Source organism: Christensenella sp. KGMB01412 (assembly GCF_055522415.1).
The window spans coordinates 644,899-668,234 of record NZ_JBVFVW010000001.1; the positions used below are offsets into that span (position 1 = coordinate 644,899).

Sequence of the window (23,336 nt, forward strand, 5' to 3'; positions counted from 1 at the left end):
TCAATCAATATTCGTCCGGTAATTCTTCAAGCTCATCGCAGCGGAAAACCGGACCGTCTTTACAAACATACTTCGAACCAATGTTGCAGCGCCCGCACTTGCCGACTCCACACTTCATCCGAAGCTCCATTGTCGTATATACCTGTGTTTTATCAAAACCAAGCGTTTCAAGCGCCGCAAGCGTAAACTTGATCATGATCGGCGGGCCGCACACCAGTACCGTCTTATCGGTACTGAACTGCAACTCCTTGACATAATCAGGAACGAAACCGACGTGTCCGTCCCAGCCATCCTGCTCGCGGTCAATCGTAAGATGTACATCCACGTTTTGCGCATTCGACCACTCTGTTTTAATTTCATTAAAGTCCACAAGGTCGTCCATGGAACGCGATCCGTAAAGGATATCAACCTTTCCATAATTTTCCCTGTAATGAAGCACGTAATTGATCACCGAGCGCAGCGGCGCAAGGCCGATACCGCCTGCAATGAATAACAAATCCTTGCCTTTCAGCTCGGTTTCCACCGGAAAAGCGTTTCCATAAGGCCCGCGGATCGCAATCTGCTGGCCTACATCCATCTGGTGCAGCCAATCTGTCAGGCAACCACATTTTTTGATGCTGAATTCCATAAACTCCGTATTGGTCGGCGAAGAGGTAATGGAAAACATCGCCTCACCCACGCCGGGAATCGAAAGCATCGCGCACTGGCCCGGCATATGCTCAAAGCATACGCCGCCGCCCGGTGCATTGGCACGAAACGTCTTTACATCGGGCGTATCCTTTCTGATATCCGTAATAACCCCAACCATTGGGATCAACGAATCCTTTCTGCTCATATCGATCTTATCGCTCATCTTCATTCACTCCCAAAGCTTTTATTACCTTTACGATATTCATGGAGATCGGGCATTTTGCTACGCACCTTCCGCATCCCACGCAGGAATATACCCCGTCGTTATTCGCGGGAAAATATACCAGCTTGTGCATAAACCGCTGGCGGAAACGCTCCACCTGCGTTTTACGCGGGTTGCCGTGCGCCATTCTCGTAAAGTCGGAATACATACACGAATCCCAGCAACGGTAACGCTGTACGCCGTCGTTCGTATTGAAATCGCGGATGTCATAGCACTGGCAGGTCGGGCACACAAATGTGCAAGTGCCGCAACCGATACACGCACGTGAAAGCTCCGCCCACTGCGGCGAATCAAATAATTCGTTCATGTTGTCTTCGCCAAAACCTTCGAGGCTTAAATCACGAAGAGGCAGCTTGTTTAAGATTTCCTTTACCGCCCTGGTCGCGTCTTCAATTTCCGTTTCATCCGCTGCTTCCAGTAACCCGGAAAGCTGCACTGTCAACTCTTCGCCCTTTTCGGTAAGGGGCTTCCAGTAAAGATTATCGTTTACGATCCATGTTGCGACGTCCCCGGCCGGCTTCGTCGCATCGATGCCAAACGCGCCGCAAAAGCACGTTTCCTCCGGCTCGTTACACGCCAGTGATACCACCACGCCATTTTTGCGGCGCGCTTCATAATAGGTATCTACCGGATCGCTTAAAAACACAAGGTCAAGTATTTCCATGCTTCTTGCGTCGCACGGGCGAACGCCAAATACCACAAAGGGCGTATCCGGCTCTTCCGGCGGCAGTACATCGATATTCTTGCCTTCCATTTTAAAGGCCACGAGATCCTCGCTCTGCGGGAAAAACATATCCTTTGGCGATTTTACAGTATGCAGCGCGCTCAGATTCACATTCGCAGCTTCGCTCCACTTATCGAAATTCACCTTACCGGCCTTCGTAACCGGCACATATAATTCCCTGTTCCCGTTCATTGCGGAAAAAAGCTCGCCGATTCGGCTCATAGGCAACTTTTGCATCACTTTTCTCCTCCTTTGCTTACAACGTCCGGCTCCACGTCGCCTTCTGTGTATTCCACAAGAGGCCACGGGGAATTATCGTCCTTACCGGCCTGGTATTCTCCATAAAATTCATCGATATCCTTGATGAATTTACGGTTCAGCAGATGCAGCGGAATACCCTGCGGACAAACGCGGCTGCATTCGCCGCAATCCGTACAACGCCCCGCCACATGGAACGCGCGGATAATATGGAACATGTTTTCTTCAAACGTATCTACATTCGCTTTGCTGCTGATGCCGGAATTGTCATTATCAAACACACATTTGAGGCACGAGCAGGCCGGGCATACGTTCCGGCAGGCATTGCAGCGAATACACTTGGATAGCTCTGCGCGCCAGAAGTTAAACCTCTCGTCCGGCGTCATTGCCTCCAGTTTTTTCACCATGCCAAAGCGGTCAAACGAGCTCTGTGGAACTGGGTGCCTGTCCTCGATCACCTCGTCAAAAATGACGTGCTCCGTACCCTTGCATGCGCAGCATTTTTCAAGTAAAACCTCGCCAAGCGCACACGTCTTATCGCCATAAATTGTCTTAACCTTAAGCTCGAGCTCGCTTGCGTCATCCTCAGCCTCTTCGACTCCTTTGATGTTACGGTTTGGCTCGATGCCTTCGATCCCTTTGATTCCCTTTGCATGCAGCTTATCTATGTCCGCCATGCCGTGGCATGGAATTCCCAGCACATATACGTTTTCACGGTTAATCCGGTGCTCTTTCAAAAGCTGGTTGAAGCTGTAGGTATCACACGGCTTTAACAGCGCAAGTACCTTGCCTTCCTTTTTGCTTTCCGCAATCAGGTATTTGCTGAGGTTCGCACCGCAAAAGCTGTTGTATATAAGCTCGTCAATATCATCCGGGCCAAAAACTGCCGGCGTATTATCGTAAAAGTACTCGCCTTTTTTCCAGCCGATCACACGGTCAACAATTCCATCGGCAAGAAGCGCCTTCGCCCTTTCCCTGATTTGTTTCTCTATTGCTTGCATCTCAAATCCTCCAGTCTCTTGTTCTCACCCAATTCATGGATGGTCTGGACGAATTCGTTCATGACCTTAGAGAATCTCTGGCCTTCGGCAGCGGAAACCCATTCCACTCTTGTGCGGCCCTTTTCGATCCCCAGATAATCGAGCATACTGAACAGAAGCGTCATTCTTCTTCTTGCGTAGTAGTTTCCCGTAGAGTAATGGCAGTCGCCCGGATGGCATCCGTTGATGATCACGCCGTCCGCCCCACGCTGGAACGCCCGCAAAATAAACATCGGATTTACACGGCAGGAGCAAGGAACCCGTATGATTTTAACGTTTGCCGGATAGGAAAGCCGGCTCGTCCCCGCAAGGTCCGCCCCTGCATAACTGCACCAGTTACAGCAGAACGCTACGATAAGCGGTTTAAATTCGCTCTTCTTTTCTTCGTTCAGTTCTTGCATATCGCATCCACCTCCGCCATAATCTGTTTATTGGTAAAGCCCTTCAAATCCATTGCGCCAGAAGGACAGGTAACCGTGCACGCGCCGCAGCCCTGGCAGACCGCCTCGTTCACACATGCAACCCTGCGCACTTCGCGCACTCCGTGGTCGTTGATTTCTTTTTCCACATAATCGATCGCCCCGTACGGACAAACGTTCTTGCAGGCGCTGCAGCCATTGCACAGCAGCTCATCGCTGCCCGCGACACATGGATTGCAGGTCAGTTTATCCTTTGCAAGCAAACCGATCACCTTGGCTGCGGCAGCGCCTGCCTGGGCGACTGTCTCCGGGATGTCCTTGGGCCCCTGGCACACTCCTGACAGGAATACGCCCGCCGTCGGACTTTCCACAGGCCGAAGCTTGGGATGCGCCTCCGTAAAGAAGTCGTTCGTATCCATACTTGCCGTCAGCATCGATGCAAGGCTTCGTGCGCTGTCGTCCGGCTCGATTGCCGTTGCAAGCACCACGAGATCCGCGTCGATCAAAATCTGCTCCCCATTGATGAGGTCCGATCCCTGCACCTTTAGCTTGCCATTTTCTTCCGCAATTTTACCAACCATACCCTTGATGTAATCCACATCGTACTGCTCTACCGCGCGGCGCTGGAACTCGTCAAAGTTCTTGCCGGGCGTACGCACGTCGATATAAAATACATGAACGTCCGTATCCGGATATTTTTCACGCACCAGCATGGCATGCTTTGCAGTATACATACAGCAAATTTTCGAGCAATACTGTTTTCCGCAGCCGGAAGTGTCACGTGAACCAACGCACTGCACAAATACGATCGTCTTGGGATGTTCCCCGTCCGACGGGCGCAAAAGAACGCCTTTTGTCGGTCCTGCCGCATTGGTCAGCCGCTCAAATTCAAGCGACGTTACCACATCCGGGCATTGTGAATACTGGTATTCGTCAAACTTATCCAGTTTGATCGGATTAAAGCCTGTCGCAGCGATAATCGCGCCATACTGCCTCGTTACAATCTCATCCTGCTGTTCAAAATCAATCGCCTTTGCCGTACATACCTTTTCGCACAACCCGCATTTTCCGGTTTTGAAATGGATACATGCGTCATGGTCGATGACCGGAACGTTCGGAATCGCCTGTGCAAAAGGAATATAGATTGCACCGCGGTTTGAAAGTCCCATATTGAATTCGCTCTTTGCTTTGCGCGACGGGCACTTTTCCGTACACGCGCCGCAGCCTGTACAAAGGTCGCTGTTTACATTACGCGCTTTTTTCCTGATATCAACCGTGAAATTGCCAACGAATCCGGATACTTTTTCCACCTCGCTGTACGTATACAGGTTGATTTTCTCATGCGATGCTGCATCCACCATTTTGGGCGTCAAAATGCAGGCCGCACAGTCCAGCGTCGGAAACGTTTTATCGAGCTGCGCCATTTTACCGCCTATGGTAGGCGACTTCTCAACGATGTCCACCTCATATCCGGCGTCCGCAATATCAAGCGCTGTCTGTATGCCGGCGATCCCTCCGCCGATCACAAGCGCGCGCTTTACAACCGGACTTTCGCCAGCCGTAAGCGGTGCGTTCAGGTTCAGCTTTGCTACCGCGGCTTTGGCAAGTATGATCGCCTTTTCTGTTCCTTCTACCTTATCCTTATGAATCCACGAGCACTGCTCGCGGATGTTCGCGATCTCAACCATGTATGGGTTGATCCCCGCGGCAACGGCCGTTTTACGGAACGTTGCTTCGTGCATTCTGGGGGAACAGGAACAAACGACAATCCCGGTAAGGCCATGTTCTTTGACCGCCTCCTTGATTCTCGATTGTCCGCCCTCCGAACACATATACTGATAATCTGCAGTGTATACGACACCCGGCTCATTTTTCAGCGCTTCCGCTACCGCTTCCACGTCAACTGTCGCCGCAATGTTGCTTCCACACCAACAGACAAAAACTCCTATTCTCTGCAAGAAAATCACTTCTCCTCTCGCCTGTGGCAGTCGCCATGCTCCTTTCGCGGAAAAACAACGCTTTCCACGCCTTGTACGTTTGTTGAATGACACGTAGCCCCATCCTTATACGCCGGCTTGTTCCCGGCGGTCTCATCGAACGCACATTTTTACAGCTTGGCCCAATTCCTGCAACAGGTTAAAATGCTAATACCTACTTATTATACTTCCGCAATGCACTGGTGATCGCCTGCTGTGGCATTTCATCATCCAGTATCTCCGGAATCTTCGTCACTTTCAAATGGTTTGCACCCTGCTCGCGGATCACCATAAGACGCACCGCCTCAATGAGCTTGGCCGGTTCCACGCTGCGCGGACACCGCTCGACGCATGCAAAGCAGGAAAGGCATCTCCAGATTGATTCGGACTTTGCAAGCTTGTCTATCTGGCCTTTGCGAACCATCGCGACAAACTGGTGCGGGTGATATTCCATTTCATCATAAGCCGGACATGTTCCCGAACATTTCCCGCATACCATACACTTTTTCGGATCGACGCCGCTGATCCTGACTACAGTTTCAAGTTGGTCTTTTTGTGCTTCATTCACTGCGATGCGCCTCCTTCCTTCACTCCAAGCGCCTCAGCCAAAAGCTCTGTAAAGTAATATACCTGCAAATCATGCTTTGCGCTGTTTGCGTCAAGGTTGTACCTGCAAAGCGGACAGGCGGTTACAACCGCTTCCGCTCCTTTTCCTTCTGCGGAAGAAATAATATTCTCACACATTTTTTTTGGCGCTTCCTTATCCTCGATTACCACATATCCTCCGCAGCATTCGTTGCGGTATGGGTAGATAACAGGCTCTGCGCCAATCGCCCTGATAAAATCCTCTATGATCGTAGGATTTTCCGGATTATCAAACTGCAGCTCATCGCTGGGACGCAGCAGCAGGCAACCGTAATATGCGCCTATCTTCCTGCCCTTCAGCGGATTTACCACCTTTTTTTTCAATTCATCAAAGCCTACTTTATCACGCAGCATTTCAAGATAATGGATGACCGGAGTTTCCCCCGCGTAATCCTCTTCCAGTTTGAGATAATTATTCACCTTCATGCGAATATCATCATCTGTCGCCATGTCGTTATTGACACGCTTTAAGACATGATGGCATGCGCTGCACAGCGTAATAAGCTCGTTTCCGAGCCCCTTTGCACTGTCAAGCGCCCTAACCGCCGAAAGCTTTGTGGCAATCTCATCCTTTGCCATCGGATAAACCGCGCCGCAACACTGCCATTCCGGCAATTCCTCCAGGCTGATGCCCAGCGCTTCTGCAGACTTTCTTCCATATTCATCCAGTTGTTTTGCCTTTGTTTTTAAAGTACATCCCGGATAATAACTAAAAACCATACTGATTTCCAATAGAAACTATTGGAACCTCCCTTCTTCTAGCACTCCCCTTATTTTTTGGGAAAGGGGCGGCGCCCCTTTCCCCTGTATTCCTTCAAATGGACCGCGGCTGCTTTCCGCCGTCCGGCAAATGGGTTGTGTCGCTTTACCAGATTCAGATCATTTCCTCCGGATGGAATACCTCGTCGAATTTCTCCGGCGTAAGGAATCCAAGTTCTACGCACGCTTCTTTTAAGGAAATATTATCCTTATGCGCTTTTTTCGCCGTTTTCGCGGCATTGTCATAGCCAATGTACGGATTGAGCGCCGTCACCAGCATAAGCGAGTTGTGCAGGTTGTGACTCATTTTCTCCCTGTCTGCCTTAATCCCTGTCACGCAGTTGTCGTTAAAGGATTTGAGGCCGTCCGTCAGAAGCCTTACCGACTGCAGGAAGTTATAGATACACACCGGCATGAATACATTCAGTTCAAAATTCCCCTGAGAAGCAGCCATGCCTACCGCCACGTCATTTGCCATAACCTGTACGGCAATCATTGTCATCGATTCACACTGGGTAGGATTTACCTTGCCCGGCATAATCGAGCTGCCCGGCTCGTTTTCCGGAATAAAGATTTCTCCCAATCCGCAACGCGGGCCGCTGGCCAGCCATCTCACATCGTTTGCAATCTTCATCATGTTTGCGGCAAGCGCCTTCAAAGCGCCGTGCGCGAACACAAGATCGTCCTTTGAGGTAAGCGCATGGAATTTATTCTCAGCAGTCACAAATTCCTTGCCCGTCAGGTTGCCGACCTGCTTTGCAATTTCTTCCGCAAAGCCTTTTGGCGCGTTGAGGCCGGTACCAACCGCCGTTCCGCCAAGCGCCAGCTCCTTTAATCCCGGAAGCGCAGCTTCAAGCATTTTCTTTGTCTTTTCGATCATATTGCGCCATCCGCTGATTTCCTGCGAAAAAGCAATGGGCGTAGCGTCCTGCAAATGCGTCCGCCCGCTCTTCACGATCCCTTCATTTTCCTTTTCCAGACGCTTGAGCGTCTCAATCATACGGTCCATTTCAGGCATCAGCCTATCTTCTATTCCAAGCACCGCCGCAATGTGCATTGCCGTTGGGAAGGTGTCGTTGGAGCTTTGCGACATATTGACATGGTCATTGGGATGCAGCAGCTTATTTCCGGCGATTTCGTTCCCGCGGTTCGCGATTACTTCATTCGCATTCATATTGGACTGTGTCCCGCTTCCGGTCTGCCATACCACGAGCGGAAAATGCCCGTTCAGTTTACCGGCAATTACTTCATCGCAGGCCTGTTCGATCGCAGAGCGTTTTTCTTCATCGAGTTTCCCAAGATTGCAGTTTGCAATCGCCGCCGCTTTTTTCAGGATTCCAAAAGCGTGCGTGATTTCGCGAGGCATTACCTCGTCACCAATCTCGAAGTTCTGCAGACTTCTCTGTGTTTGTGCCGCCCAGTATCTGTCAGCCGGAACCTTCATTTCTCCCATTGAGTCACGTTCAATACGATATTCCATTTCAACTGCCTCCCACTATTTTTTATAACAGATTTATAGTTTTACCTGTTTAATAACATCTTTTAGCACATCGGCACTGTGCTTTAGCTTTGCGACCTCATCGTCGGTGAGCGTCGGCAGTACCGTCCCGCAGATTCCCTTTGAGCCAAGTACAAACGGAATGCTCAGGCACACGTCATCGATTCCATATTCGCCATGCAGCATGGAAGATACCGTCATCACCCTGCTTGTACTTCCAAAAACACAGTCTACCATATGGCATACGGAAATCGCGATTGCATAGAAGGTCGCTCCCTTGCGTGCGATGATCTTTCCGCCCGACGTCCTGATGTATTGCTCAATTTCTTCTGTGTTAAGCTCCGCCTTAACCGCTCCTTCAATGTTGAATTCCCCATAATGACGCAGGATGTTTGCACTGCCAACGCGCGCTGCGGACCACGGTACAAATGAGCTGTCCCCATGCTCGCCCAATACATAGGCGTGCACGCTCTTCTGGCTGATCGCCAGATATTCCGCAAGGCGGCTGCGCAGCCTTGCCGTATCAAGCAGTGTTCCCGAACCAATCACCCTGCTTTCCGGGATTCCTGAAACCTTGCAGAAGGTATAGGTCAGCACGTCTACAGGATTGCTTACCAGAATATAGACCGCATCCGGCGCATGCTTAACGATTTCCGGTGCAATTTCTTTGATGATATCGACGTTCGTCTGCGCAAGATCAATCCTTGATTGCCCTGCTTTTCTCGGAAGCCCGGACGTAATAATTACGATATCCGAACCCGCCGCGTCCTCATACGTGCCGGCATATATCTTAATCGGTGCGCAAAAGGGCGTTCCCTGCCGCACATCCATCGCTTCGCCAAGCGCTTTTTCCGTATTGATGTCGATTACCACAACCTCAGAAGCAAGCCCTGTGACCGCCAATGTGTACGTGATCGTCGCCCCAACGCTCCCAGCGCCAATTACCGTTACTTTCCTGCTCATAAAACCGTTCCCCCTCAAAAATGATTAAGCCTAACTGATCCCTCATCAATTATAAAAATGAAATTTTAAAATCCATTTCTTGCAAACCGTAATTTCTTTTTCCACAAAAATAGACATTTTATACTTTATTATGAAACTCCATGCTGCTTTCAAGCATAATTGTCCTTTTCAATCCTCTATTTAATTTTCCGCAAAACCATTGTTCCGGTTATGACGTTTTCCTCATTTTCTTTCTGCTTTTTGGCGGGCGCACATACCAGCCCATCATGAAAAGCTATACTTTGTGTATATTTTAACAAATAATAATACGTTTGTAAATACTTATCTATATAATCAGCGAAAATCGCAATAATTTTTAATTCTCCTATTGTCGCTTATTTCACACGTTTTAAAAACACCTGACAAAAACGTCTCGTTTCTAACACTTTTTTCGTGGTAAAATTGGTAAAATGGTCATTCCAATTTTTCCATCGTCCTTCTCCCTGCTTTTTCTCTGCAATAAATTTCTATCGCTGCTTTTTCCATTCAATTTTTCTTTCAATTCTATTTTACAACAATTTGATCTGTTTCTTACCAAATTGCAATAATAAATTTACATTTTTGCAGGAATTTGTCTCTTATGTAAAAATACAGATAGAAAAGCCGGCTTTACTGCCGGCTCTTCCATTTTGCTCATAAATCATCCCACTGTCATCCGATATCATATGTGTCCTGACGCGGAATAAACATCACTTTAATTGCGTTCCCAATGGCGATATCGTCGAATGCCTGTTCCCAGTTACTGATATTGACTTTGTGCGTGATCACCGCTGAAAGATCGTACGGAGTCGTTTTCATGATAGAAAGCGCGCGCTCCCATGACGAAACGCTGGAGCTGAAATTGAAATTAACATCCAGCACCTTATGGATCATCTCGAGCCATTTGATGCTTAGCTTTTCTTCTCCCGGCATCCCTACTACAGTTATTTTCCCACACTGTTTTACAATATCAGCCGCCGTATTGATCCCCTCCGCGGCGCCGCTGGCCTCAACCACTACATCCACACCCCGGCCGCTTGTCAGGCTGTCGACCAGCTTTTTTGCATTCTCCCTTTGCACGTTAATCACCTGGTCCGCGCCCAGCTTTCTTGCAGCAGGAAACCGCACGGCCTCGTCCGCATCCGTCCCCAATACGACAACCTTTGCGGCACCGCCTGATTTTGCGGCCACGGCGGACAGCAACCCAATCGGTCCCGCCCCCACGATGGCAACAGTATCCTGCGGCCCAATCTTTCCATGCTCCAAAACTCCGGTCGTCACAATCGCGAGCGGTTCGCAAAGTGCTGCCGTTACGCTGTCCACTCCCTCCGGTACATGGTGCAGAAAAAGCTCCGGCATCACAAGATAATCCGTAAATGCCCCGTCGATCCCCCATCCCGGCGACCGTTTGTGCGCACATAGCTGTATCTTCCCCGCACGGCACATTTCGCATTTTCCGCAAAAGTGCGTATGGGGTTCTCCCACCACGAGGTCGCCCGTAGAAAAACGCGTAACGCTTTTTCCCGTCTTCCGCACAATCCCAGCAAATTCATGTCCCATAACCACCGGCGGATAATACGGAAATTCATCACGCCAGATGTGGATATCAGTTCCGCATACGCCCGCCGCCGTTACCTCAATCAGTACGTCGTCTTCATTTTTGATTTTCGGCCTGAGAATATCACAAATCTCCAGATTTCCTTTGCCTTTTGCAACCTTCATCAACGCTTTCATAACGCCACTCTGCCTTTTGGTTATCCGGTCAATCCTGAAATCCGAAGAAATTATCGTATTCCTCTCCCACATAGAGAATATTATTTTTGGTTTTCATGTATTCAAGGATGCCATGCGTTCCGTTTTCCCTTCCGATTCCACTGTTTTTATTTCCGCCGTACGGCGCCTCGAGCTTTGACATGACATTACAGTTTTGCCATACGGTACCCGCATTAAGCCTCCTGCTTATATGGTAAAGCGTCCTGACGTCCTCACTCCACACTGCCGCGCCCAGCCCGAACAGCGTATCGTTGGCAAGCCTGACCGCTTCGTCTGTATCTTTATACTTGAAAACGCACAAAACCGGCCCAAATATCTCTTCCTGCACGCAAGCCATATCCGGTTTCACATCCGTAAGCACTGTCGGCAGATAATAGTAACCCTTTGCACAGTTGCCTTCCATATACCGTTTGCCGCCGCACAATATTGTCGCGCCGTTTTTTGCCGCCTCCTGCACGTAACCGTCAACAATATCATACTGGTGTTTGTTGATCAGCGAGCCAATCTGAGTGGACGGATCCATGATATCGCCCGGTTTCAAAGATTCCAAACGGTTTACCATAAGCTCCATAAATTCGTCGTAAATATCTTCATGGACGATCAGCCGCGTAGAAGCGCAGCATACCTCGCCCTGATTGAGGCAAAATCCCTGGATTGTTGAGTTTACCGCGCCACTGATGTCACAATCCTTGTGCGCGATCAGCGGTCCTTTTCCTCCCAGTTCCAAAATGAGTTTTTTAATAACCCTGGAACGCGAGGTCTGTTCCAAAAGGCTTCTTCCCACCTCTTCCGATCCTGTAAAGGAAACCATGCTGACATTCTCGTTTGCCATGATTGCCTCTCCAACAACGGCCCCGGGGCCGGATATAATATTTACAACGCCTGCCGGGAAACCCGCTTCCAGAAAAATTTCTCCCATGAGCTGCGAGGTAACCGGCGTGAGGGACGACGCTTTAGCCACAACCGTATTTCCGGCGGCAAGCGCAGGACATACCGCCCGCGTAAACAAATGAAGCGGAAAATTCCACGGAGAAATCGTTCCCACAACGCCCATCGGCTCATATGTCACATAATCAAACGCAAAATTGCCCGGAATGTTGACAATATCCCCTTTGAAAGTTGTCATAACCTTTGAAAAATACTCCATTGCGCGAATTGCGTATGGAATATCAACATCGCGCGATTCCCTGATCGGCTTGCCTGTATCCTGCGTTTCGCACACCGCAAGCTCCTCCGCCCTGCGCTGCATGATCTGTGCGGCGCGCGCCAAAAAGCCGCCGCGTTCCTCCGGATCCATTTCAGACCAAACGCCGCTGTCAAAAGCCGCCTTTGCAGCGGCAATCGCCTTATCTACATCGGTCTTTGATCCCTGCGCAAGCTGCGCAACAGGCTCTCCCGTCGCAGGATTATAGGAAAGAAAGGTCTTATTATCCTGCGCATCCACCCACTCGTTGTTGATAAAAAGCTTCAAATTTTTCATCGGTCTCCTCCTGTCGATTCTTATCTATACCGCGCGCATGTGATGCGTCACGCCAAGCGACTTATGTAACCTTAGAAACGATTTTCAATTTTCAATTCATGTCAGGAACGATTATGTCGAAATGTAAACTGTCAGCAAAAAATTATCTGTGGCTTTATTATAAGACTTTTATCCTGAAACCGCAATACGAAAAATCCCGGTAAATAGAACGCAACAAAAAAGGAATACCAAAATGGTATCCCTTTTGCCTGCTGCTTTGTTACGCTTCGCTTCTTTCAGCGATCGCTTTTTTGACCTGCTCGGTAAACGCCGGCAATATCTTCATCACATCTCCCACAACGCCAAAGTCTGCAACTTCGAAAATCGGAGCGGTTTCATCCTTGTTGATCGCAATGATCACGTCGGAGTCCTCCATTCCCGCCAGATGCTGAATCGCGCCGGAAATGCCGCATGCGATATAGAGGTCCGGGCGAACCGTTTTTCCAGTCTGACCGACTTGTCTGTCCTTAGGCACCCAGCCTGCGTCAACGCACGCACGTGACGAGCTCACCGTACCGCCAAACGCTTCCGCCAAATCCTCAAGAAGCTTGAAATTCTCCGGGCAGCCCATTCCGCGTCCGCCGGATACAAGGATTTTCGCATCCTGGATATCCATCTTGTCGCTGACCTTTTTGACAATATCCATGATCTCGACATTGATGCTTTCCTTTGGAAGCTCCACCTTATAATTCTCAACTTTTGCATGGGACTCGATTGGAGAAATACGCTGCATCACACCCGGACGCACCGTCGCCATCTGCGGACGGTAATCCGGACAGATGATCGTCGCCATAATGTTTCCGCCAAACGCAGGACGAGTCATGCGAAGATTCTTTGTTTCCGGATCGACCTCGAGGCCTGTGCAATCTGCTGTAAGGCCTGTATGCACACGGGCCGAAACCCTCGGCGCAAGGTCTCTTCCGATTGCAGTTGCGCCATACAGCACGATCTCAGGCTTTTTCTCCTGAATGATCGACGTCAACACGTGCGCATAAGGCTCCGTCATATAAACCTTAAGCTCCGGCGCGTCCGCCAAAATCACATTGTCTGCGCCATAGCGTCCAAGCTTATTGGCCATATCCCCGATCTCGTAGCCAAGCACCACTGCCGTTACTTCCGTATCGAGCGCCTCTGCAAGCTCTTTTGCCTTACTGACAAGCTCCATGGATACGCCTGTCAGTTTATTATCTTCTTGTTGTGCGAATACGAATACGCCTTTATAATCCTGTATATTCATCTTTTCACCACTTTCCGTCAAATAATGAATTTTTCACGGAGCTTTTCCATCAAAAATTCAACCGATTCCTGCACGTCCGTATTCACGACCGTTCCCGCTGCCTTTAAAGGTTTTGTGAAGGATTTGAACACGTGTGTGGGCGAACCCTTCAGGCCGATGTTGCTTCTGTCCACATCGAGGTCCTCTAAGGTCCACTTCACCACTTCTTTCTCGCGATATGCGTCAAAAACTCCCATCGGCGTCATGTACCGCGGATCGTTCAGCTCTGCAAGCGCCGTAATCAGGCAAGGCATTTTTGCCTTGAGCATATGATAACGGTCTTCGTACTGGCGCTTCACAATGATGTTGTCGCCTTCTACCTGGATTTCTTCCGCATAGCTGATGTTGGGAAGCTTCAGGTGCTCCGCAATCTGCGGGCCAACCTGCGCCGTATCTCCATCGATTGCCTGACGGCCTGTGATGATCAGGTCAAAAGGCAGCTTTCTGATCGCCGATGCAAGCGTAGACGAAGTCGCCCATGTATCCGCACCACCAAACGCCCTGTCTGTCACAAGGATCGCTTCGTCCGCGCCCATTGCGAGCGCCTCGCGAAGCGCAAGGTCTGCCTGGGGCGGCCCCATCGAAATGACGCTGACCTTCGCGCCCATAGAATCTTTCAGCCTGAGTGCTGCTTCAAGACCTGCTTTATCGTCCGGATTGATGATGCTCGGAACCCCTTCACGGATTAATGTTCCTGTGACCGGGTCCAGCTTAACTTCATTTGTATCCGGAACCTGTTTGATGCAAACTACTATATTCACTGTAATTACCTCCCGTTTACTTCAGCGCAGCGCCGGAAATAACCATACGCTGAACTTCGCTGGTACCCTCGTAGATCTCTGTGATCTTCGCGTCGCGCATCATGCGCTCCACCGGGTATTCCCTTGTATAACCATATCCGCCCAGAAGCTGGACGCATTTTGTCGTTACTTCCATTGCGGTTTCCGCAGCATACAACTTTGCAACTGCCGATTCTACGGAGAAACGGTCTTTTGTATCCTTTGCGACTGCCGCGCGGTATACGAGCAGCTGCGCCGCGTCAATTCTCGCTTTGAGATCTGCAAGCACAAACTGCGTATTCTGGAATTTGGAAAGCGGTCTTCCAAACTGCTTTCTTTCCTTTACATAGGCAACAGCTTCATTGAAAGCGCCTTCCGCAATGCCGAGCGCCTGCGCTGCGATGCCGATTCTTCCGCCGTCAAGCGTAGCCATTGCCACTTTGAAGCCCTGTCCCTCTTTCCCAAGAAGGTTTTCTTTGGGAACAATACAGTTTTCCATAATCAGCTCTGCCGTGGCGCTGCCGCGGATACCCATTTTGCGCTCTTTTTTTCCAACGGAAAATCCCGGGAAATCCTTCTCGACAATGAACGCCGAAATCCCGTGGTTTCCCTTGGATTTATCGGTCATTGCGAAAATGATATACGTATCGGCATAGCCCGCATTGGTAATAAAAATCTTATTTCCATTGAGCACATAGTGGTCGCCTTCGAGAACAGCCTTTGTCTGCTGCCCGGAAGCATCCGTACCCGCGCCTGCTTCCGTCAGGCCAAACGCACCGATATGTTCGCCCTTTGCAAGCGGAACGAGGTATTTCTGTTTTTGCTCGTCCGTACCAAACTTTTTGATCGGATCTGAACCGAGGGACGTATGCGCCGAAACGATAACTCCTGTTGTACCGCACACCTTGGAAAGCTCCTCAACGCACAATACATACGCAAGCGTATCACAGCCCTGTCCGCCATACTCCTTGGGGAAGGGTATGCCCAAAAAGCCGTACTTTTTCATCTTTTCTACCGTCTCAACCGGGAAGCGTTCTTCTTCATCCAGTTCCTCAGCGAGCGGCTTCACTTCTTGTTCTGCAAAATCACGAAACAGTGTTTGCAGCATCTGATGTTCTTTGCTTAATGTGAAATCCATATCTCTCTCCTAAAAATAGCGTTCGTTTTACAACGTATGTTATAGCAAGCGTCTTTGGACGCTACTTACTATTTCAAACTTTCTGTTTTCTGCGATAAACGGGAGCAATGCCCATTTTCATCCTGTACTTGGCGACTGTCCTGCGTGCAATGTTGATTCCCCGTTCATTCAGCAGCCTTGTCATTGCGCTGTCTGAAAGGGAGGAATCCTTTTCAAGCAATTCCCTGATTGCTTCGTGCACATAATCGCTGCTCACAGGCTTTTCCTGTGACGTCGGCAGGCTTCGCACAAAAAAGTGTTTCAGTGAAAACACGCCCCTGTCACAAATCAGGTACTTCCCTGCCACCGCCCTGCTCACGGTCGAAACATTTACGCCAAGCTCTTCGGCGAGGTCCGCAAGGCGCATTGGCGCAAGCGGCTTTCCCTCAAGGAAGAAAGGCTTTTGGACTGTTACGATCTTTTCTGCGACACGTCGCAGCATCGTTTTCCACAACTCCAGCGAACTGACAATCCTGTTCGCTTTTATGTATTGTTCCTTTAAATAATCCTTCGCAGCTTTATCCTGTTCCGCTGCTTTTCGGTACTCCGGATTGATCGTAAGCTTTGGCAGCCTTCTTTCGTCAAGCTGCACCTCGAGGTCGTCCCCGTTTCGCACAATCGTAATTTCCGGATACACATATTGTATTTCTTCTCTCTTTGCGTCGTTGCTCACGCCCGGCCAAAGACTTTTTATAAGCTGCGCGTATTCTTTGACGCGCCGCACCGAGATATGAAGCTTTGCTGCAATCGCCGCATACTTTGCATGCGCAAGTTCCTCCAGAAACCCGTCCAGAATTTTGTACACACACGGATCCTGAACCTGCCTGCGCTCAAGCTGCAATCTCAGGCTTTCCTGCAATGATCTTGCTCCGACTCCCGCCGGATCAAGCGACTGAACCGCCTCAAGTGCTTTTTGCACTTGCTCTGCAGAAGCATCGCATAAGCGCTCAATTTCACTCAGTGGCTCCGTAAAATAGCTTCTGTCGTCAAGGCTGTCAATGATGGTCTTTGCGGCCAGAAGCTCCTTTGGTTCAAGCCCCCGTATATCAAGTTGTTGCAACAACTCATCCTTGAGGCCTTCACTGTCCGCGATCTCGAAAAATCCTTCATTGCTGCGCATACCGCCGGATTGTCCGGCCTGTGACACATCCGTACCCATACGCACACGGAAAGCTCCCGCGTTTCCAAACAGGTTTTCCGGCTCTGTCATTTCCAAAACAGGATTTTCAACCACCATCCCGCCCAGGTAATCATTGAGCTCCAGCGCATTCATCTTCAGCAGAAACAATGCCTGCTGCAGTTGCTGCCCCAATACCTGTGACTGCGTCTGCTTTTGTTCAATGCCAATCTGCATTTAAGTTACCAATTATATCAAATCAGCCTGCCGCGAAGCCCAAAGGCTTCGCATACAGGCAATTTTTGCATTACGCCCAGATTTCTTCGTCTGTCGGAATCTTTTTGTCTTTATCGTAAAGACCGATCTGCGAAACGTTAATCAGATGCGTATAGTTGAGGTTTTCAGAAATACTGTTATTTCCCCAACTGCCGCAGCCAAGCGTTGTCGTCGGTGAAAATCCGTTTGTGAGCGCGCCGCCCGCCGTTGTGGAGGAAGGCTGGTTCACTACGATACGGCTTACCGGCATGAATTCGCCGACCATGCGTACGTGCTCCATATCGTTTGAATGGATCGCGCAGGTATGTCCTTTTCCCTCATAGCAAAGGTTTTCATATGCGATATTCATTGCTTCATCAAACGTATCGTATGGAATCGCAATCATGAACGGGCACATTTTTTCCTTACACAGCAGGTCTGCTTTGCCGATGCCGCGCGCCTTCAGAACGACAACCTTTGTGCCTTCCGGTACGTCTACGCCTGCAAGGGACGCGATCTTCTGCACACTCTGGCCTACCACGTCTTTATTGATTACGCCGTCCGGGAAAATGGTCTTTGCAAATTTTTCTACCGTTGCCGGATCGTCAATATAGTAAGCTCCATTTTTCTCAAAGGCAGCGATTACCTTGTCAAAATCATCTTTGGGAGCAATAATACTCTGTTCACCAGAGCAGATGATTCCATTATCAAACTTACGGCCCGCAATAATCATGGATGCGGCTTCGTCATAATCCACGCCGCGGTCAACAATCACCTGCACATTTCCAGGGCCAACGCCAAGGGCCGGCTTGCCGCTCGAATAAGCGGATTTCACCATCCCGCCGCCGCCAGTTGCAACAACAACGTCAGCAGTCTTCATAACTTCCTGTGTCATATCGAGCGTCGGATGCTCAATCGTCTGGACAAGGTCTTCGGGCAATCCGAGTTTTTTCAGCTCTGCGCGGAACAAATCCACCACATATTTGTTCAGGTTGCTTGTGCGCGGATGCGGCGCGATTACAATCGCGTTTTTACCCTTCAATGCAAACATCGCGTTGCACATGGGCGTAACAACAGGGTTCGTCACCGGAGTGATCGCCCCTACGACTCCCTTTGGCTTTGCTACCTTAATAATTCCGGTCTCTTTGTTTTCATCAATGATGCCGTAGGACTTTTTGCCCTTCATGCTGTTCCAGATACATTTGGATTTTCCTTTGCACTTCGCCACTTTGTCTTCGTAAACGCCCATGCCGGATTCCTCAACCGCCATTTTTGCAAGTTCTTCCGCACGGTCATAAACAACCTTGCCGATTGCTTTTACAGCCGCGTCTACCTTTGCCTGGTCGGCGTTCTTCTCATATTCGGCCTGCGCAACATGCGCCTTCTCGAATATTTCCGCTATTGTAGCCATTTTCTAAACCCTCCTGAAAATTATAAAATTATATATAATCCGCCTAAAAATTATATACAAATTCACTTTTACAATGCCTTTAACCCCAATATAAAAGCATACAAGTTTTCTTGTACTATTATAGTAATTTTCAGGGAAAACGCAATCTTTTGTAACTAAAAAAATCGGATTTGTGTTTTTTCCGTTAACGTATGTTTTTATCTTTAAAAACACCGTGGTTGCCGATCATTTTGCTTAATCTAAAAAACGGATGACCTGCGCCATTGAGACGCTCCGGTCATCCGCTGTCCTGAGACGATATTCAGATTATTTTCTCTTCTGCTGATATTTCACTTTCACCAGCAAGCCCGCAAGGATAGAAGCTCCCGCAACGGCAATCCATACATAAAACCACGGATCGGCCGTATCTCCTGTTTTTGGAACGGCAACTACCACGTCGTTTGCCTTCCATCCCGCATACAGCGTCATATTTCCATTTACCGCATCCGATGCAAAATCCCATTTCTGCGTTGTTGCCGCATCGGTAAACCATCCCGTAAACGTATATCCTTCGTATGTGGGATCTGCAGGAGCACTGATCAGGCTCCCGGCCGAAATATTGGTTATCGCTGTAACCGCGCTGCCCCCGCGCGAATCAAACGTTACCGTATAGGTCACGATCGGCACAGGCGTTTCCTGCCAACCCGCATACAGCGTTATATTGCTGTTGATTGCAGTTGCAAAATCCCACGGCTGCGTTGCCGCCGCATCCCTGAACCAACCCGTGAAGGTATAGCCGTTTCTTACAGGATCCTCAGGTTTTGCCACCGTTGATCCGTCAGAAACCAAAACGGGCTCTACCCCGCTGCCCCCCTGTGAATCAAAGGTCACCACATACTCGATTTCGATACCGGTATAATTGATATCAAAATTGTTATATGCGTATGTAAACGGCTGCGTAATATACGTCGTGTGGACATTTGAAGCATACAGGGCTTTGTCCTCCTCCTTAATCAGATATCCGCGTGATGCGCTGTTATCCGCAAACACAGCGCCAGGTTGAACGAAAATATTTGCCAGCGTCCCGTAGATCCCGCCGCCGTCCTGCAAGGCCGTGTTGCCTGTAATAGAGCCCTGGTTGAAGTCAATGTCTCCTATTGTACTTATTCCGCCTCCATTTTCGGCCCTGTTGCCGCTGATCGTTCCATTATTGATTTCAATCCAATTATCTGCATAAATTCCGCCGCCGCTGCCGTCTGCAACATTTCCATTGATCTGTCCGTTTTCCATAGTGATGTTGACAGCAAACACACCGCCGCCATCTTCCATCGCATGGTTGCCGTCAATCGTGCCTTCCAGCATATATATAACCGATCCATACACACCGCCGCCGTCTTGCTGCGCTGTATTACCCGAGATAGTCCCTCCTCTCAGGAATGTGTTTGGCGCAATCATATACACACCGCCGCCGTTTATTCCGGCTTGATTGCCGCTGACTGTTCCATCCTGGAGCGTAAAATTACTTGCTGAATAAATACCTCCACCATGGCCGGACGTTGCAACGTTATCTGCCAGACTTCCACCGGATATGACAATATTGCCTCTCTGGTAGAGTCCGCCGCCATTGTTAGCCGCCGTATTTCCCTTGATTTCCGTGCCGATGTATTGTGTACTGCCGGTCACATAGGCTCCGCCTCCGGTTGTTGCATTGTTACCCGAAATCACGCCACTGTTCAGTTGGGCTTCGCCGGATACATAAACGCCACCGCCGTTCACTGCTGTGTTATTTTCGATCAAACCACCGTTGATTTCAAAATCCTGTTCTGTATGAATACCGCCGCCATTATCACCGGCCTTATTCCCGCTGACCTGTCCATTTTCCACCGTTATATTTACCGCGAACAGGCCGCCCCCGGTTTCCGTCGCGCGATTCCCGGTGACCGTCCCACGCAACATATAAACGGTTTGCCCATAAAATCCGGCGCCATCGACGGCCGTATTATTACTGATCGTTCCTCCGTTCAGGAAGGCGTTGGGCGCAGGAGTATAAATCCCGCCGCCTCTTTCCGCGCTGTTTCCACTAACCGTTCCACTTGAAAATGTAAAATTGCCTGCCGAATAAATCCCGCCGCCGTCGCCTGTCGCAGTATTTTGGCTAATCGTACTTCCTGATATTAAAACAGCGCCACTGGCATAAGCTCCGCCGCCATTGCCCGCTGTTGCCTTATTTCCAGTCAATGTCGAATTATTAATAGTTGCTGCGCCTGCGGCATTGATACCACCGCCCTGCGCGGCCTGGCAATTTTTGATCGACGCGCCATTGAGTGTAATCATGCCCAACGCATTGATACCTCCACCATCTGCAGAGGCATTGCCAACCAGTTCCACCCCTTCAAAGGTCAGGATGACGCCTGCCGACGCATTAATATGGCGTATGTTCCCCGCAACCAATAGCTGCACCGTGCCTCCGGCAGAACGAAACGTCAGGTTTTTGTCGACTGTCAACGGCGTCCCCGTAATCGTAATATTATTTGAAATCTCTACTACCCCTCCGGGAGCGGCGCTGGCAATTTCATTGCGCAGCGTTGTATCGTCGCTGGCAACGAACGGTGTGATCGAGTTTGCCGCCAGGACCGGTTGTTCTAATCCCTCATCAGTTTCCAATGACTGAGGCGTTTCTAACGGTGCTGCCTGCTCCTCCTGATAAGGTTGCCCCGTTTCTTCAAGTATGGGGGCAGGTGAAGCAGCCGGCTCTGGTGTTTCCGTTTCTTCTGCTGCCTCTGTATCCATTTCAGAGTAAATTGATTCCTCTTCCATTGCATTTGCTGGATTTGGCATTACTTCATTTGCATAAGCAAAATTGAAAATACTCAATACCAATAAAACGGAAACAAATATGGAAATAATTGCTTTCTTATTCATTGTAATAGCATCCTCTCTGTGTGTATTATGATAATAGCCTTTTATTCAGACCGAAGTTTGAAGCAGCTTTGAAATGATTTCGTCTTCTGCAGTCTTTAACTAATATACCCCCGGAACAAACAGTCAAAAGTTAAAATTTCCAGAGGTTGCTTTTCAAAATTTTTCACAGGACAAGTCACTACCTTTTGTAACTAAAAAAACGAGTGTTTCCTTCCTTTCCGGTTCCTTAGTTAGTTAACAGGAAAAATCGGCTAATAATTGATGCAAAGTTGTTTGCCACAGTGTATAATATATAATTGTTATAGAATGCGTCGTTTTTAGATATGAAAAGAACTCCGGCGCAAATTGGAGGGTACTATCGTTATGAACGAAAGAATCAAATGTGAAAAATATTTATCCAAGGTAATGACGGCAGATGAAGCCGCAAAGCTTATTTATCCGGGTGCTACGATTGGGCTGAGCGGGTTTACACCGGCAGGCCATGCAAAGGCGGTTCCGCTTGCGATTGCGAAACGCGCGGAAGAAACGGGCGAAAAACTTGATCTTACGATTATGACCGGAGCTTCCGTTGGAGATCAGATCGACGGTGCTCTTACGCGCGCGGGCGCTATGAAAAAACGTCTTCCCTACCAGACCAATTCCACCGTGCGCAATGCGATTAACGCCGGCGAGATCGAATATTTTGATATGCACTTAAGCCAGCTTGCCGTTTGGGCCAAAAATGGATTTTTCGGCGACATCGATTTTGCAATCGTCGAAGTTTCCGGTATAGACGAGGACGGGCATATCATTCCCTCGACCTCAATCGGCGCGGCAAATACTTATATTGACTGTGCAAAGAAGGTTATTCTTGAAGTAAATACCACACAGCCGTTATCTTTAAAAGGCATTCATGACGTATACACCGTTGAACGTGTTCCCAACAGCAAGCCGATCCCTATCGTACGTGCGGCCGACCGCATCGGTACGGAATATTATCCCTGTGATTTCGATAAAATCGCGGCAATCGTTATGACCGACATTCCCGATAAAGGTCGCGCGGTCCAACCGGTTGATGATATTTCACAAAAAATCGCGGATAATATTGTTGAGCTGATCACAAAGGAAACGGAAGCAGGACGCCTGCCCGTACCGCTTCCTCCGTTGCAGTCCGGCGTGGGCGGCGTGGCAAACGCGGTTCTTGCAGGGCTTAAAAAATCATCCTTTACAAATCTCAACGTTTACTCCGAGGTTTTGCAGGATGCGGTATTTGACCTGATCGACGCGGGGAAAATTGCTTTTGCTTCCGGTACGTCGCTCACAATCTCCCCGGATTTTCAGGAGCATTACGACAAAAATTTTGAGAAATATAAAGATAAGATCATGCTGCGTCCCCAGGAGATCAGCAATCATCCGGAGGTTATTCGCCGCCTTGGCATTATCGCTATGAATACGGCGATTGAGGTTGATATTTACGGCAACACGAATTCATCGCACATCAATGGTACGCGAATCATGAACGGGATTGGCGGCAGCGGCGACTTTGCGCAAAACGCGGGCCTTTCCATCTTCATGACACCCTCTACTGCAAAAAATGGTACGCTTTCGTGCATTGTTCCATTTGTAACGCATGTAGACCATACAGAACACGATATCCATTTCCTTGTTACGGAATATGGTTATGCAGACCTGCGCGGACTTCCGCCAAGAATCCGTGCGCGTAAGATTATCGAAGTTTGCGCGCATCCGGACTTCCGCCCGCAGCTTCTCGATTATCTGGAACGTTCCTGCATGGAGTGTGAATGCAAACAGACACCACAGCTTCTGAGGGAAGTTTTCGCAGATAAATAAAACAGGCATTAGAAAAGGTCATGGAGCAAATGTTCCATGACCTTTTTGCATCTGTAAAACCTTACGCCCTCGCGCATAACGAATC

The 23,336-nt window shown here is 49.3% G+C and carries 18 protein-coding genes; 1 reads left to right on the forward strand and 17 read right to left on the reverse strand.

Features of this window, described 5'->3' with window-relative positions:
- Positions 1-4: 4 nt before the first annotated feature.
- The 17 genes from ACS5WU_RS03040 to ACS5WU_RS03120 all read right to left on the reverse strand — a co-directional run bounded on the left by ACS5WU_RS03040 (position 5) and on the right by ACS5WU_RS03120 (position 21,421).
- Positions 5-853, reverse strand: coding sequence for an FAD/NAD(P)-binding protein (locus ACS5WU_RS03040; RefSeq protein WP_046444941.1), 849 nt, complete (start codon positions 851-853; stop codon positions 5-7).
- Positions 843-1,874 carry a 4Fe-4S dicluster domain-containing protein gene (locus ACS5WU_RS03045; protein WP_302760472.1) on the reverse strand — a complete coding sequence of 344 codons (1,032 nt, stop codon included), beginning with the start codon at positions 1,872-1,874 and terminating at the stop codon, positions 843-845. The genes ACS5WU_RS03040 and ACS5WU_RS03045 overlap by 11 nt, the downstream gene beginning before the upstream one ends.
- On the reverse strand, positions 1,874-2,896 hold the full coding sequence (locus ACS5WU_RS03050; RefSeq protein WP_046444943.1) for a 4Fe-4S dicluster domain-containing protein: 1,023 nt from the start codon (positions 2,894-2,896) through the stop codon (positions 1,874-1,876). Before ACS5WU_RS03050 ends, ACS5WU_RS03045 begins: the two co-directional genes overlap by 1 nt.
- Positions 2,884-3,336, reverse strand: coding sequence for a hydrogenase iron-sulfur subunit (locus ACS5WU_RS03055; RefSeq protein ID WP_131925078.1), 453 nt, complete (start codon positions 3,334-3,336; stop codon positions 2,884-2,886). The genes ACS5WU_RS03050 and ACS5WU_RS03055 overlap by 13 nt, the downstream gene beginning before the upstream one ends.
- Entirely contained in the window at positions 3,324-5,312 is a 1,989-nt protein-coding gene (locus ACS5WU_RS03060) for a CoB--CoM heterodisulfide reductase iron-sulfur subunit A family protein (protein ID WP_046444944.1), read from the reverse strand. The genes ACS5WU_RS03055 and ACS5WU_RS03060 overlap by 13 nt, the downstream gene beginning before the upstream one ends.
- Positions 5,313-5,505: 193 nt before the next feature.
- Positions 5,506-5,898: a 4Fe-4S dicluster domain-containing protein gene (locus tag ACS5WU_RS03065; RefSeq protein ID WP_046444945.1), complete on the reverse strand. Its 393-nt coding sequence runs from the start codon at positions 5,896-5,898 to the stop codon at positions 5,506-5,508.
- Positions 5,895-6,695 carry a CoB--CoM heterodisulfide reductase iron-sulfur subunit B family protein gene (locus tag ACS5WU_RS03070; protein WP_046444968.1) on the reverse strand — a complete coding sequence of 267 codons (801 nt, stop codon included), beginning with the start codon at positions 6,693-6,695 and terminating at the stop codon, positions 5,895-5,897. Before ACS5WU_RS03070 ends, ACS5WU_RS03065 begins: the two co-directional genes overlap by 4 nt.
- 154 nt (positions 6,696-6,849) lie before the next feature.
- Entirely contained in the window at positions 6,850-8,214 is a 1,365-nt protein-coding gene (gene fumC, locus ACS5WU_RS03075; RefSeq protein ID WP_046444946.1) for a class II fumarate hydratase, read from the reverse strand.
- Between the two features lie 33 nt (positions 8,215-8,247).
- On the reverse strand, positions 8,248-9,195 hold the full coding sequence (locus tag ACS5WU_RS03080) for an L-lactate dehydrogenase (RefSeq protein WP_046444947.1): 948 nt from the start codon (positions 9,193-9,195) through the stop codon (positions 8,248-8,250).
- A 690-nt stretch (positions 9,196-9,885) separates the two neighbouring features.
- Entirely contained in the window at positions 9,886-10,947 is a 1,062-nt protein-coding gene (locus ACS5WU_RS03085; RefSeq protein ID WP_052740653.1) for a zinc-dependent alcohol dehydrogenase, read from the reverse strand.
- Positions 10,948-10,975: 28 nt separating this feature from the next.
- The gene (locus ACS5WU_RS03090; protein ID WP_046444948.1) at positions 10,976-12,466 is read right to left on the reverse strand and encodes an aldehyde dehydrogenase family protein; all 1,491 of its coding nucleotides are present in this window, start codon (positions 12,464-12,466) and stop codon (positions 10,976-10,978) included.
- 259 nt (positions 12,467-12,725) lie between these two features.
- A complete protein-coding gene (locus ACS5WU_RS03095) occupies positions 12,726-13,742 on the reverse strand; it encodes an electron transfer flavoprotein subunit alpha/FixB family protein (protein WP_046444949.1) in 1,017 nt (338 codons plus the stop codon).
- 17 nt (positions 13,743-13,759) lie between these two features.
- Entirely contained in the window at positions 13,760-14,542 is a 783-nt protein-coding gene (locus tag ACS5WU_RS03100; RefSeq protein WP_302760474.1) for an electron transfer flavoprotein subunit beta/FixA family protein, read from the reverse strand.
- A gap of 16 nt (positions 14,543-14,558) precedes the next feature.
- Entirely contained in the window at positions 14,559-15,698 is a 1,140-nt protein-coding gene (locus ACS5WU_RS03105; protein ID WP_046444951.1) for an acyl-CoA dehydrogenase, read from the reverse strand.
- A 73-nt stretch (positions 15,699-15,771) separates the two neighbouring features.
- Positions 15,772-17,091: an RNA polymerase factor sigma-54 gene (gene rpoN / locus ACS5WU_RS03110; RefSeq protein ID WP_059109137.1), complete on the reverse strand. Its 1,320-nt coding sequence runs from the start codon at positions 17,089-17,091 to the stop codon at positions 15,772-15,774.
- Between the two features lie 70 nt (positions 17,092-17,161).
- Positions 17,162-18,520, reverse strand: coding sequence for an aldehyde dehydrogenase family protein (locus ACS5WU_RS03115; protein ID WP_046444953.1), 1,359 nt, complete (start codon positions 18,518-18,520; stop codon positions 17,162-17,164).
- 306 nt (positions 18,521-18,826) lie between these two features.
- The gene (locus tag ACS5WU_RS03120) at positions 18,827-21,421 is read right to left on the reverse strand and encodes an InlB B-repeat-containing protein (RefSeq protein ID WP_465088933.1); all 2,595 of its coding nucleotides are present in this window, start codon (positions 21,419-21,421) and stop codon (positions 18,827-18,829) included.
- Between the two features lie 363 nt (positions 21,422-21,784).
- Here ACS5WU_RS03120 and ACS5WU_RS03125 point away from each other — a divergent pair, with 363 nt between their 5' ends.
- Complete coding sequence (locus ACS5WU_RS03125) at positions 21,785-23,251, forward strand: succinate CoA transferase (RefSeq protein ID WP_046444956.1); 1,467 nt, start codon at positions 21,785-21,787, stop codon at positions 23,249-23,251.
- The last annotated feature ends 85 nt before the right edge of the window (positions 23,252-23,336 follow it).